Source organism: Actinomadura harenae (assembly GCF_003696215.1).
Classification (GTDB): Bacteria; Actinomycetota; Actinomycetes; order Streptosporangiales; family Streptosporangiaceae; genus Spirillospora; species Spirillospora harenae.
In genome coordinates this window covers 50,316-62,495 of sequence record NZ_RFFG01000004.1, presented here as the reverse complement: position 1 = coordinate 62,495, position 12,180 = coordinate 50,316, and the positions used below count along the sequence as shown (strand labels likewise).

The 12,180-nt window shown below is 71.5% G+C and carries 12 protein-coding genes; 8 read left to right on the top strand and 4 right to left on the bottom strand.

Translation table 11 applies throughout. From position 1 onward, the window contains the following. Positions 1-8: 8 nt before the first annotated feature. The gene (locus EBO15_RS03345) at positions 9-740 is read left to right on the top strand and encodes a DUF981 family protein (RefSeq protein ID WP_199744304.1); all 732 of its coding nucleotides are present in this window, start codon (positions 9-11) and stop codon (positions 738-740) included. Between the two features lie 57 nt (positions 741-797). On the opposite strand, the gene EBO15_RS03340 is transcribed toward EBO15_RS03345, so the two are convergent. Further along, positions 798-1,085 carry a hypothetical protein gene (locus tag EBO15_RS03340; protein WP_122192799.1) on the bottom strand — a complete coding sequence of 96 codons (288 nt, stop codon included), beginning with the start codon at positions 1,083-1,085 and terminating at the stop codon, positions 798-800. A 181-nt stretch (positions 1,086-1,266) separates the two neighbouring features. Between EBO15_RS03340 and EBO15_RS03335 the strand changes: the two genes are divergently transcribed. The 4 genes from EBO15_RS03335 (at position 1,267) to EBO15_RS03320 (ending at position 6,067) form a co-directional block, all read left to right on the top strand. Beyond that, positions 1,267-1,950 carry a YoaK family protein gene (locus EBO15_RS03335; protein WP_122192798.1) on the top strand — a complete coding sequence of 228 codons (684 nt, stop codon included), beginning with the start codon at positions 1,267-1,269 and terminating at the stop codon, positions 1,948-1,950. A 51-nt stretch (positions 1,951-2,001) separates the two neighbouring features. Next, positions 2,002-4,134, top strand: a complete 2,133-nt coding sequence (gene ligA, locus EBO15_RS03330) for an NAD-dependent DNA ligase LigA (protein ID WP_122192797.1) — start codon at positions 2,002-2,004, stop codon at positions 4,132-4,134. A 100-nt stretch (positions 4,135-4,234) separates the two neighbouring features. Continuing rightward, a complete protein-coding gene (locus tag EBO15_RS03325; protein ID WP_122192796.1) occupies positions 4,235-5,221 on the top strand; it encodes a TY-Chap domain-containing protein in 987 nt (328 codons plus the stop codon). Between the two features lie 189 nt (positions 5,222-5,410). Beyond that, the gene (locus EBO15_RS03320; RefSeq protein ID WP_158628119.1) at positions 5,411-6,067 is read left to right on the top strand and encodes a DNA/RNA non-specific endonuclease; all 657 of its coding nucleotides are present in this window, start codon (positions 5,411-5,413) and stop codon (positions 6,065-6,067) included. A 65-nt stretch (positions 6,068-6,132) separates the two neighbouring features. On the opposite strand, the gene EBO15_RS03315 is transcribed toward EBO15_RS03320, so the two are convergent. The 3 genes from EBO15_RS03315 to EBO15_RS45100 all read right to left on the bottom strand — a co-directional run bounded on the left by EBO15_RS03315 (position 6,133) and on the right by EBO15_RS45100 (position 8,889). Then, on the bottom strand, positions 6,133-7,359 hold the full coding sequence (locus EBO15_RS03315; RefSeq protein ID WP_199744303.1) for a cation:proton antiporter domain-containing protein: 1,227 nt from the start codon (positions 7,357-7,359) through the stop codon (positions 6,133-6,135). 116 nt (positions 7,360-7,475) lie between these two features. Further along, entirely contained in the window at positions 7,476-8,606 is a 1,131-nt protein-coding gene (locus EBO15_RS03310) for a sensor histidine kinase (protein ID WP_122192794.1), read from the bottom strand. A 103-nt stretch (positions 8,607-8,709) separates the two neighbouring features. Beyond that, a complete protein-coding gene (locus EBO15_RS45100; protein WP_199744302.1) occupies positions 8,710-8,889 on the bottom strand; it encodes a hypothetical protein in 180 nt (59 codons plus the stop codon). 156 nt (positions 8,890-9,045) lie between these two features. Here EBO15_RS45100 and EBO15_RS03300 point away from each other — a divergent pair, with 156 nt between their 5' ends. The 3 genes from EBO15_RS03300 to EBO15_RS03290 all read left to right on the top strand — a co-directional run bounded on the left by EBO15_RS03300 (position 9,046) and on the right by EBO15_RS03290 (position 12,078). After that, entirely contained in the window at positions 9,046-10,092 is a 1,047-nt protein-coding gene (locus EBO15_RS03300; RefSeq protein WP_199744301.1) for an IS630 family transposase, read from the top strand. Between the two features lie 46 nt (positions 10,093-10,138). After that, positions 10,139-11,014, top strand: coding sequence for an NAD-dependent epimerase/dehydratase family protein (locus EBO15_RS03295; RefSeq protein WP_122192792.1), 876 nt, complete (start codon positions 10,139-10,141; stop codon positions 11,012-11,014). A gap of 122 nt (positions 11,015-11,136) precedes the next feature. After that, positions 11,137-12,078, top strand: a complete 942-nt coding sequence (locus EBO15_RS03290; RefSeq protein WP_122192791.1) for a tyrosine-type recombinase/integrase — start codon at positions 11,137-11,139, stop codon at positions 12,076-12,078. Positions 12,079-12,180: the final 102 nt, after the last annotated feature.

The following is a 12,180-nucleotide window of genomic DNA, read 5'->3' as shown; positions in this document are numbered from 1 at the left end:
TGGGTAGCATGAATGATCTTGCCTGGATGGCCGCGGCGGGTCCCGATCTGAAGATCGACTGGGCCCGGATGCCGACCTACAACACGATCATGGCGGTCGCCGCCGGGGCCGGGCTGCTGCTGGTCGTGGGGCTCGGCCGCCGCCTGCTGCACCCCGAGGGGCGGGTCGAGACCTCGGGATGGGCCCTGGCCTTCGGGGGCCTGGGGCTCATCCTGACCCTCACGGGCCTGCACATGACGCTCACCTGGCCCCTGGCCGGGCAGGGCTTCCCGTTCGACAACGTGATCTTCGGCGAGCCGTCGCTGGCGTTCGGGGTCCTGCTGCTCATGGCCTCGCTCTTCCTCTGGAAGCGGGGCGAGGTGCTCGACGAGGCAGGCCCCGGCCGGGTGGGGCTGGTGTCCCGGCTCTCCGGCCCGACCTCGATCTTCGTGTTCGGCATGGGCCTGGCGTGCTTCGGCATCGCCGCGGCGGGCTGGAAGTACCAGCTGTTCGCCGCCCCGCCCCAGGAGCCGATCTCGGGCAAGTTCGCCGACCAGAAGTGGCTGGAGGCGACGTTCATCTCCGGCCTGTACGTGCTGGTCGGCATCGGGGCGGTGCTGTTCCCGTTCGCCCTGCGCACGCCGTCGGGCTGGATCGTCAAGGTGATCGGCATCGTGTGGGCGGTCTCGGGCGTCCTGTTCCTGCTGTTCGGGGCGCTGAACTACTTCACCCACATCGGCCTCATCATCAACACGTCCTGATCCGGCCGTCCGGGCACGATCCCGGACGACCGGACGAGGCGATGCGAGGGTGTGGGATCAGAACCAGCAGGGGCCGGTGCCCCAGGCCCACGCCCATTCCTGCGGGGCGAAAAGGTGGATGTAGCAGGGCATGTCGCCCCACACGATGTAGGGCCCCTGCGCGTCCCAGCCGAGCGTCCCCGGGACCGCCGCGGCCGCCCTGAGCTGGGGCGGCAGCTGCCGGAGCACGCTCTTCGGGACCTGGGGCGCGGGCTTCGGCCTCGACGCCGCCTCGGCGGGCGTGGTGGCGAGGACGAGCGTTCCGGACAGGGCCAGCGCCGCACCAGCGGCTGCGATCTTCCTCATCCCCCCATGCTCCCGGGAATCGCCCGGGGGTTCTTGTCACGTGCGCGACAAATCCGCCAGTGCGAACTGGCATCGTTCGCGCGGGCGAGGTCCGGCCGTGCGCGCCTTCTGTCGCCGGAGGGGCGTCCCGCCTAGTCTCGGCGCAGGGATCGACAGGCTCCGAACCACTCCGGAGGGTGCGATGGCGGCGACCGGATCCGAGGCGCTCCAGCCCGTCAAGACCATCGGCGACCGGCATCCGCTCGCGCTCACCCTGACGGCGCTCACACTGGTCAGCGGGTTCGTCGACGCCGTGTCCTACCTGGGGCTCGGGCGCGTGTTCACCGCCAACATGACCGGCAACGTCGTCATCCTCGGCTTCGCCGCCGCGGGCGCCCCCGGGTTCTCGGCCGGACGCTCGCTGGCCTCGCTCCTGGCGTTCCTGGCCGGTTCGGTCTGCGCGGGACGCACCGAGGCGTACTTCCGGGAGCGGTCCCGGGTCCACTGGGTCCGGAGCACGCTGGCCGCCGAGGCCGCGCTCCAGATCATCGCCACGGTCGTCGCGTTCGCCACGGACGCCGACTACGCGCTGATCGTCCTGCTCGCGCTGGCCATGGGGCTGCGCAACGGCACGGTGCGGAAGCTGGGCGTCCCGGACATGACGACGACCGTCCTCACGATGACCCTGACCGGGATCGCGTCCGACTCGTCCCTGGCGGGCGGGACGAACCCGCGGATCGTCCGGCGGGCCACCGCCGTCGTGGCGATGGCGGTGGGCGCCTTCCTCGGGGCCGCGCTGCTGCGGGGGCCCGGACTCGCCTGGAGCCTGGCCGCCAGCGCCGTCCTGATCACGATCGCCGCCGTCGCCTACCGCGAACGCCTCTAGGAACGGCCCGCCGACACGGAAACTGTCGGTGGCAGGCGGGAGAATCGGTCCGTGACTTCAGCTGCGATCACCGAGATCTCCGACGAGGCCGCCTACGCCGCGGCCGTGCAGACCGCGCTCGACGCGGCGGCCGCGTACTACGGGGACGGGACGTCCTCGCTGGACGACGACGACTACGACCGGCTCGTCCGCGGCATCGCCGCCTACGAGACCGCGCATCCCGAGCTGGTGCGGGCCGACTCGCCGACCGGCAAGGTCGCCGGCGGCGCGGTCGTCGGGGACGTCCCGCACACGGTCCCGATGCTCTCGCTGGACAACGTGTTCGGCGCGGAGGAACTCGTCACGTGGGCGGCGGGCCTCGAGCGGCGGCTCGGCCGCCCGGTCGGGCGGTGGAGCGTCGAGCCGAAGCTGGACGGCCTGGCGATCTCGGCCCGGTACGTGGACGGCCGCCTGGTCCAGCTGGTGACCCGGGGCGACGGCGCCGCCGGGGAGGACGTGTCGCACGGCATCGGCAGCGTCCTCGGGCTGCCGCGCGAGCTGGCCGAGCCGGTCACCGTGGAGGTCCGCGGCGAGATCCTGATGACGACGGCGCAGTTCACGGACGCCACGGAGAAGCGGGTCGCGGCGGGCGGCACGCCGTTCGCGAACCCGCGCAGCGCCGCGGCGGGATCGCTGCGCGCCCAGGACCGTCCGTATTCGGTGGAGATGACGTTCTTCGGCTACGGCGCGCTGGCGCTTCCGGCCGACGCCGGGTTCGGCGCGGGCACCGCGGGCGACCTCGCCGAACGGCTCGCGGACCTGGCGCACAGCGAGGTCATGGCCCAGGTCGAGGCGTGGGGGGTGCGGACGACCTCGGACACGCCGGTCGCCGCGTCCACCGCCGAGACGCTGGAGGCCGTCCAGGAGCGGGTCGAGCGGATCGCCGAGGCCCGCGCCGACCTGGAGTTCGGCATCGACGGCATCGTCGTCAAGGCCGACACCGCGGCCGACCAGCGGGAGGCCGGGTTCTCCTCCCGCGCGCCGCGCTGGGCGATCGCCTACAAGCTGCCCGCCGCCGAGAAGATCACCCGGCTGGTCGGGGTGGAGTGGAACGTCGGCCGCACCGGCATCATCGCGCCGCGCGCGGTGCTGGAGCCCGTCGAGGTCGACGGCGTGACCATCACCTACGCGACGCTGCACAACGCCGCCGACATCGCGCGGCGCGACCTGATGCTCGGCGACAGCGTGACGGTGTACCGCGCGGGCGACGTGATCCCGCGCGTGGAGGCGCCCGTCGTCCAGCTGCGCACCGGTGACGAGACCGCGATCCCGATCCCCGAGGTATGCCCGCGCTGCGGCGACGCGATCGACTCCTCGCAGGAGCGGTGGCGGTGCGTCCGCGGGCGGGCCTGCCACGCGGTCGCCTCGATCCGCTACGCGGTCGGACGCGACACGCTCGACATCGAGGGCCTCGGCGAGAAGATCGTCGACCAGCTCGTCGACGCCGGGCACGTCACCGACTTCGCCGACCTGTTCACCCTGGAGCGCGAGCAGCTCCTCGGCCTGGAGCGGATGGGCGAGACCAGCACGGCCAACCTGCTCGCCGCGATCGAGGCCGCCAAGACCAAGCCGCTGAACAAGGTGTTCTGCGCGCTCGGGGTGCGCGGCACCGGACGGTCGATGTCCCGGCGCATCGCCCGGCACTTCGGCGCCATGGAGGCCATCCGCGCCGCCGACGCCGAGGCGTTCACCGAGGTCGACGGGATCGGCCCGGAGAAGGCCCCGGTCATCGTCGCCGAGCTCGCCGACCTCGCGCCGCTCATCGACAAGCTCGTCGCCGCCGGGCTCACCATGACCGAGCCGGGTGTTCCCGCCGGTGGCCTCCGCTCGGTGGCCGAGACCGAGGAATCGGGCGCGGACGGCGAGACCGGTGCGGACGAGGGCGAGGCGGACGCGCTGCCACTCGCGGGCATGACCGTGGTCGTCACCGGGGCGATGACCGGGGCGCTCGCCGACCTGAGCCGCAACGAGATGAACGAGCTCATCGAACGCGCCGGAGGCAAGTCGTCCTCGTCGGTGTCCGCGCGCACGTCCCTGCTGGTCGCCGGTGAGAAGGCCGGGTCGAAGAAGGCGAAGGCCGAAGGCCTCGGCGTGCCGGTCAGCACTCCGGAGGAGTTCGCCGACCGCGTCCGCGACCTGCTGTGACCGGCGGCGCCCGACCCCCAGGGGTCGGGCGTATCGCCTTCTTCAGGGCGCATCGCCTTTTCCATCTCGAAACGGGACGAGATCGCTAGGATCGTCCGCCATGGTCCCCACCGATGATCAGATCCGGGAACTCGTCCGCCGGTTCGCGACGCTCGACATGACGGGATGGGACGACGCCGCGTTCGACCGCGCCGCCGCGCATCTCGGCTGGCGGCCGGTGACGGACGACGCCGGGGCACGGCCGTCGCGGACCGAGTGGTACGACACCGGGATCGGGACGGGGCAGGGGTATCTCGCCCGGAACGGCGCGGACGACGAGGGCTCCACGGTCTCCGTGAGCATGGGAGACGGCGACGAGCTCTTCCTCCGTGTCCGCTCGGCGCTCGTGGACGAGCTCGGCGCCGCGTCGATCATGCGGGGGCCGGGGCCGCTGCTGCGGTGGCGCGGACCCGTCCGGCTGCTGGAGCTCGAGCGGATCGGCGACCGCGCGCATCTGGCGGTCCGTCCCACCGAGGCGGTCGAGAACGACGAGTACCGCACGGCGAAGTGGGCCGAGCCGGACGACGGTCTCGGGCTGCTCGGCTACTGGCAGGTGATCGGCCGCGGTCCGGAACTGGACGGCACGTCCTTCCCCGGCGGCTACTGGGCCGACGACTGGACGGAGTTCGAGGAGCGGCTCGCGACGACGCTGTCGGCCGTCGTCCGCGACTTCGCGCTCCTGGACGGCCCCGGCCACTTCACCGTGGTCGTGCGTACCCCGGGCGACCGCCGCTTCGTCCAGTGGACCACCGATGAGGACTGGACGCTGCACATCGAGGCGGGCCGTCCCTCCGACGCGGACGCCGCCTGGCCGGACGCCATGACCGCGCTCGGCTGGGACCTCGCGAACACGCCGGACGACGAGCCCTGCGTGGCGCACGCGTTCCCGGCGCTCGACGTGGACGGTGCCGCGACCGCGGCGCGCATGCTGGTCGGCGCGCTGCGGTCCTTCGGCGTCGCGTTCGAGGACCTCTGGCACCAGGTCATCTCACCGAACGTCGACCTGCTCGGCATCGGCATCCCGACCCGCCACGGCGACCGCTTCTGACGCGCGGCGTTCCATTCTCAGACCTTCCTCGTCACACTGACATGCATACATAGTTCGCATGTCCACCCATACAGATACATAAGCGCATGTGGTGTGCGGCGCGTGCGGTACCCCAGTTGTCATTAATGGGGTGATTTGTGTTTTCCTTCTCGGCGGACGTCCCGCTCCCCCCGTCGAAAGGACACGCCCGTGACCCGCGCACGCGCCGCACTCGCCCTGGTCGCCGTCGCCACCGCCGCGACGGCCTGCACCTCGTCCACGGGGAGCGCGCCGCCCTCGAAGGCGGGCGAGGTCGCCTCGTCCACGAAGGTGGACCAGGTGCCCTGCGCCGAGCACCTCAAGCCCAACGCGACCTACCACGCGAACGGCGCGAGCTACTTCACCGACGCGAAGGGCCGTCCCGAGCGCGCGGAGGCGAACAACCTCACGTCGAGCGTCGCCGACCGGGGCAGCTGCCAGGGCAAGGCGGGGCACATGTCCGGCACGACCGGGTACGACGGCGGCCACCTCATCGCGGCGACGCTGAAGGGCGTCGACGAGCGCTACGACCTCGTGCCGCAGTGGGCCAGCCTGAACCGGGGCCTGTACGAGCGCATGGAGGCGGGGACCAAGCGCTGCCTGAGCAAGCCGGGCGGACGCATCCTGCACTACCGGATCAAGGTCTCCTACGCCAACGGCACGACCCTGACCCCGAACCGCTACGACACCGACATCCAGGTGAGCACCAGCGGCCACGGCGCGCAGACCCTCAAGCTCACCATGCCCAACCGCGCGCTCACCACGACCGAGAACACGGCGCTGCGCGGTCAGCTCGACAAGGGCCTGACCGCCGCGGGCTGCAAGTAGCCGTCCCGGGGCGGGCGTCGGCGGGCGTCGGCGGCCGTCCAGTCGAAGAGCCGTGGCCGCCGCCGTCAGGACGGCTTCGAGACCGTGCCGGTGCCGGTGGCGGACCTGCGAAGCCCGAAGGGGATCGCGATGCCGTGCAGCAGAACGCTGCCGCCGACGACGACCGTCATGACGTAGAGGACGATGTCGGCGCCGGCCGCGTGGGTGGCGTTGTAGGCGAGCAGCCCGAACACGATCGACGTGGTGCCGCGCGGCCCGAGCAGGCCGAGCAGGGTGCGGTCGCGCCAGCGGACCGGCGAGCCGAGCATCGCGACGTACACCGCGACCATGCGGACGACGGTCAGCGCGAGCAGCCCGTAGAGGACGCTCCGCCCGTCGAACCCGAGTTGGAAGACGAGCACCGCGGCGGCGCCGAAGACGAACCACATGATCATCGAGGTGATCACGCTGAGGTCCTCGACGCTGGAGAGCTCGCGGTGCGCGAGGTCGCGGTCCTCGCCGCGTCGGCCCATCCGTCCGACCTTGTAGGAGATCCCGGCGAGGAACGCGGCGACGAAGCCGTTGCCGCCGACGCCGATCGAGAGCGAGTAGGTGATGAGCGGGACGAGCGCCATGGCGATGCGGACGGCGGGCGTGCCCGTCCAGCGCATGGCCACCGCCCGGCGGTGGGCGAGGCCGGTGAGCGCGCCCATGCCGACACCGACGACCACCGCCCACAACGCGGCGTGGACGGCGCCGAACAGCGGCCCGGACGGCTCCTTGTCCGCCGACCCCAGGGTGAGCAGCGCGAACGCGAGCACCGGCGAGAAGAGCCCGTCGTTGTAGCCGCTCTCTACGGCCAGCGCGTGCCGCAGGCCGCGGTCCAGTCTCCGGTCCCTGAGCAGATCGGTCGCGGGGGCGAAGTCGAGCGGCATCACCACGCACGCGATCGCGAGGACCGCGCCCCAGGACGGAAGGCCGAGCAGCGGCAACCCGACGGCGAACGCGATCGCGATCGACAGCGGGAGCGCGAGGACCAGCAGGCGCAGCACCGTCCCGCGCTCCCCCGCGAGGAACCCGCCGCGCACCTCGACGGCGTCGACGAACAGCAGGACCGCGAGGATCAGCTCCACCGCGCGCTCGGCGAGATGGGTGTTCAGCTGGTGCGTGATCTCGTCGCCGAACACCAGGCCCGCAACGATCCCGCAGGCGACCATGAACACGGGGGCGGAGACGTGCACGTCGCCCAGCCGCTTCGCCCCGATGGTCCACAGGAGGATCGCGACCAGGCCGAAGACGATCAGCGGAGCCACGGCCCGAGCCTACTCACTCACCGTGACGATCCCGCGACACGACATCCCCGGCATGGACGCGGCAGACGTCAGGGTCACCACGGCGTCGCCGGGTGGGTTCGTCCTGTTCGGTGCGGTCAGTCCTTCAGGGGGAGGCGGGCGGTGACCTGGAAGCCGCCTTCGGGGCGAGGGCCGGCGCTGAAGTCGCCGCCCAGGAGCGTGACGCGTTCGCGCATGCCGGTGATGCCGTAGCCCGCGCCGCCGGCGGCGGTCCCGCGGCCGGCGTCGGTGACCGCGATCGCCAGTTCGCCGTCCCGGTAGTCGACGGCGACGAGGCAGTGGTCGGTGCCCGCGTGCCGGACGACGTTGGTGATCGACTCCTGGACGATCCGGAAGGCCGCCAGCTCGATCTCCGCGGGCAGCGGACGACGGCGTCCGGCGCGGGAGAGGCCGACGCGGACGCCGGAGCGCCCGGCGGCGTCGGCCAGGCGGTCGAGGTCGGCGAGCCGGGGTCCCGGGGCGAGCGGGGCCGGGCCGGCGCGGCGGAGGGAGCCGAGCATCCCGCGCAGGCCGGCCAGCGTGTCGCGGCTGGTGGCCTCGATGACCGACAGCGCGTCACGGGCCTCGGACGGCTGGGACTCCATGACGCGGCCGCCCACGCCCGCCTGGATGGCGATGATGCCGATGCTGTGCGCGACCACGTCATGGAGCTCGCGCGCGATCCGGAGCCGCTCGTCCGTCACGGCCCGGGCGGTCGCCTGGTCCTTGAGCGCCTCGGCGTGCGCGCGGCGTTCGCGGACGGTGTCGCCCACCATCCACGCGGCCCCGCCGATGAGCAGGACGACCATCACCGTCCGCACCAGGGCCGGGGACCCGTTGAGGTAGAACGCCGCGACGAACAGCTGCACGGAGAGGGTCATCGCGAGCGCGGCGAGGGAGGTGCGCCGCGCGCGGGTGGCCGAGACGAAGACGATCGCCACGGCGTTCGCCAGCAGCAGCAGGTAGGCGAAGCGCCACGTGACCGGCGCGAGGGTTCCTCCCGCCCAGGCGGTGAGCATGAACGCCAGGCCCGCCAGCGGCCGGTGTGTCAGCAGACCGGACGGGAGCAGGAGCAGGAGCGCGAGCACCAGGAGGCTCGGGCCCAGGGAGCCCGCGTCGTTCAGCAGCGCGAAGGCCAGGAGCGGCGGGAAGGCCATGGCCGCGAGCCAGGCCGGGGCCTCGCCGAGGATCGCGCCATGACCGGGCGCCGGACGCGACATGGCTGACATGTCTTGATCGTATTGAAGACCCCGGCCGCCGGCATTGGCCCGAAGACGTACGCCCGCAGGACGATGCGGCGGGGGCCCGGCGGGCGTAGGACTGGGTCGGCGGTCAGGCGGACGCGCCGCCCCCGAGGCCAACGAGCAGGACACGCAGGAGGTCGGCGAGCCGGTCCTGGTCGCCCGCGCAGAGGACGTACGGAAGGCCGGAGCGCAGAAGCGTGGCGAGGACGTCGAACTCCCAGGGTTCGACGCCGTGCCGGGCGCATGGATCTAGTGCCGCGTCAGGCAACGTTCGCCCTGTGGTGACATGCGGTCTGGGGTGATTCCTTGGGCGGTGTGTCACGGTCAGAATGCTCGGGTGGCTGAACGTGTGCGGGTGCGTGAGATCGATGACGATGAGGGAAGGCGTCTGCTGCGGATCATCCGTCGGGGTACTGGGTCGGTGGTGACCTGGCGGCGGGCCCAGATGGTGTTGCTGTCGGCTCAGGGGATGCCGGTGGCGAGGATCGCCGAGGTGTCGTTCACCAGTGATGACCGGGTCCGGGATGTGATCCGCAACTTCAACGCCGACGGCTTCGACTCCCTCTACCCCAAATACAAGGGCGGTCGGCCGAGGACGTTCACGCTGCCCGAACGCCGCGAGATCAAGAAGATCGCCAAGTCCAAGCCTGTTGAGCATGACCTGCCCTTTTCGACCTGGAGCCTGTCCAAGCTGGCGGAGTTCCTGGTCGCCGAGGGGGTGGTCGACGACATCAGCCACGAGGGCCTGCGCATCCTGCTCCGCGAGGAAGGCGTCTCGTTTCAACGCCTGAAGACCTGGAAGACCTCGCGTGACCCCGACTACGCGGCCAAGAAGGCGCGGGTCGAGCACCTCTACGCGATCGCCGACGGCGAGGTCGTGCCCGAGGCGGGCGAGCCCGAAGTGGTGTTCTGCATGGACGAGTTCGGGCCGCTGAACCTGATGCCCCACCCGGGCCGGCAGTGGGCCGGACGAGGGGGCAGGCACAAGGACCTCGACCGCCGGCCACGGCACAGGCGGCGGGCGACCTACAACCGCTACGGCGGAGTGCGGCACCTGTTCGCCGCCCTGGACCTCAAACGCGACAGGCTCTACGGACACATCAAACCGGTCAAGAAACGCACCCAGTTCCTGGAGTTCTGCCGCTACCTGCGCAGCCTCTACCCGCCCCAGGTGGGGATCGCGATCGTCTGCGACAACTTCTCCCCGCACCTGACCACCAACAAGTGCCAGCGAGTCGGCACCTGGGCCGCAGCCAACAACGTCGAGATCGCCTACACCCCCACCAACTCCTCCTGGCTGAACCGGATCGAGGCACAGTTCACCGCCCTGCGCTACTTCACCCTCGACGGCACCGACCACACCACCCACAAACAACAGGCCAGCATGATCCGCCGCTACATCATCTGGCGAAACCGCCACGCTGACGACCAACGCCTACGCGCCGTCGTCAACAGGGCGAACGTTGCCTGACACGGCACTAGATTTTCGACGTCGAGAATTTTGATGGAGGTACGTCATGCGTGTTCTGGTCATCGGAGCGGGCGGCTACGCGGGGTCGGCGCTGACCGAGCGGCTGGTGGAGGCGGGGCACGAGGTCGTGGCGCTGGTGCGGCCCGGCCGGACCGGCTCCCCGGGGGCCGCCGAGGTGCGCCAGGGCGACCTCGCCGACGCGGCGTCGCTCACCGCCGCCGTCAGCCCCGACGTCGACGCGGTCGTCAACGCCGCGACGCCGAGCGGCGACGCCGCGCTCGACGCGGCCGCCGTCGACGCGCTCACCGCCCCGCTGCGCGGCAGCGGCCGGCCCTTCGTCTACACCAGCGGCGTCTGGGTGCTCGGCGCCACCGGCACCGGCACGCTGGACGAGGACGCCCCGACCGACCCCATCCCGATCGTGGGCTACCGGCCGGAGATCGAGCGGCGGGTGCTGGCGACGGCGGCGGACGGCGTCCGCGCGACCGTCGTCCGCCCGGGCATCGTGCACGGACGCGGCGGGGGCATCCCGGCGATGCTGGTGGGCTGGGCGGCCGAGGACGGCGGGCCCCGCGTCGTCGGCGACCCGTCCGTGCGCTGGCCGATGGTCGACGTCGACGACCTCGGTGACCTGTACGCCGCGGTCCTCGCGGACGCGCCCGCCGGAACGGTCTGGCACGCCGTCGCCGAGCCCGCCGTCCCCGTCCGGGACCTCGCCGCTGCGGCCGCGCGGGCCACGGGCGCGGACGGCGCGGAGCGCGTCTGGGCGGTGGAGGACGCGGCGATGGAGCTGGGCGAGCCGTTCGCCGAGGCGCTCGCGCTCGACCAGTCCGTCGGCGCGGAGATCACGCGTGAGCGGCTGGGCTGGAGCCCGAGCCGCCCGGGCGCCGTCGCCGACCTGGGCGAGGGCTCGTACGCCTGAAAGCGGAAGGTCGGCGGTTCGACCCCGCCCCTGCCCACATCTTGCCTCTGACCAGCGAGAACACTGGTAACGGGTTGATCACCCCAAGTGTACATCGCTGGAACAGAGGAAAACTTCCCACGATGGGTACGCATCGCAGGCGGCCCAAGAACCTCCAAGCGGGTTCCTTCCAGGCCGCGATCAACTCCTTCGCCCTGCACCTCAACGCTGAGGGCAAATCCCCTAAGACGGTGCGAACCTACGTCGAAGCGACGCAATGGTTCGCTGCTGCACACCTCCGCGACAAGACCACCCACACCGACTGGGACGACGTCATCCCCGACGACGTCCGAGCCTGGATGGTCTGGCTGCTCGACACCTACTCCGACAGCTACGCGAACAACCAGTACCGGGCCCTCCAGCAGTGCTTCCGCTGGTGGTCCGAGGACGAGGAACTCCCGAACCCGATGGCCAAGCTCCGGCCGCCGTCCGTCGGCGAGAAAATCGTCCCCGTCTTCACAGAGGACGAACTCAACAAGCTCCTGCGCAGCTGCGAAGGCCGGACGTTCGTCCAGCGCCGCGACTTCGCCATCCTGACGCTCTTCCGCTCGACCGGCCTCCGCCTCTCGGAACTGGCCGGAATCACCTACGACCCCGACGACCAGGACCGCAGCGACCTCGACCTGATGCGCCGCGAACTCCTGGTCACCGGCAAAGGCAACAAACAGCGCATCGTCCGCTTCGGCCACGGAGCGGCCCGCGCGACCGACCGCTACATCCGCGTCCGCGCCAAGCACACCTACGCGTCCAACCGCTCGCTCTGGCTCGGCACCAACAACCGCCCGCCCATGACGGCGAACGGCATCTACCAGATGGTCGCCCGACGCGGCGAGGAGTGCGGCGTCGCCGTCAACCCGCACAAGTTCCGCCACCACTTCTCCCACACCTGGCTCGACCGGGGCGGCGCCGAAGGCGACCTGATGGAACTCAACGGCTGGACGTCCCCACAGATGCTCCGCCGCTACGGCAAGAGCGCCGCAAGCAAACGCGCCCGCCGAACCTACGACCGCATCATGGAGGACTGAGCACGGCAGCGACGGCCCCGGGCACTTGTCCGGGGCCGTCGCTGTCACCTCGCACGAGAGGGTTGGCTTAATAACCGTTCGGACGGCGACTTGGGAACGGTC

Bases quoted from the DNA above. Each gene is read 5' to 3' on its own strand.
- EBO15_RS03295 (WP_122192792.1), top strand. From the start codon at position 10,139: ATGCGTGTTCTGGTCATCGGAGCGGGCGGCTACGCGGGGTCGGCGCTG.
- EBO15_RS03345 (WP_199744304.1), top strand. From the start codon at position 9: ATGAATGATCTTGCCTGGATGGCCGCGGCGGGTCCCGATCTGAAGATC.
- EBO15_RS03310 (WP_122192794.1), bottom strand. From the start codon at position 8,606: ATGTCAGCCATGTCGCGTCCGGCGCCCGGTCATGGCGCGATCCTCGGC.
- EBO15_RS03325 (WP_122192796.1), top strand. From the start codon at position 4,235: ATGGTCCCCACCGATGATCAGATCCGGGAACTCGTCCGCCGGTTCGCG.
- EBO15_RS03335 (WP_122192798.1), top strand. From the start codon at position 1,267: ATGGCGGCGACCGGATCCGAGGCGCTCCAGCCCGTCAAGACCATCGGC.
- EBO15_RS03290 (WP_122192791.1), top strand. From the start codon at position 11,137: ATGGGTACGCATCGCAGGCGGCCCAAGAACCTCCAAGCGGGTTCCTTC.
- EBO15_RS03340 (WP_122192799.1), bottom strand. From the start codon at position 1,085: ATGAGGAAGATCGCAGCCGCTGGTGCGGCGCTGGCCCTGTCCGGAACG.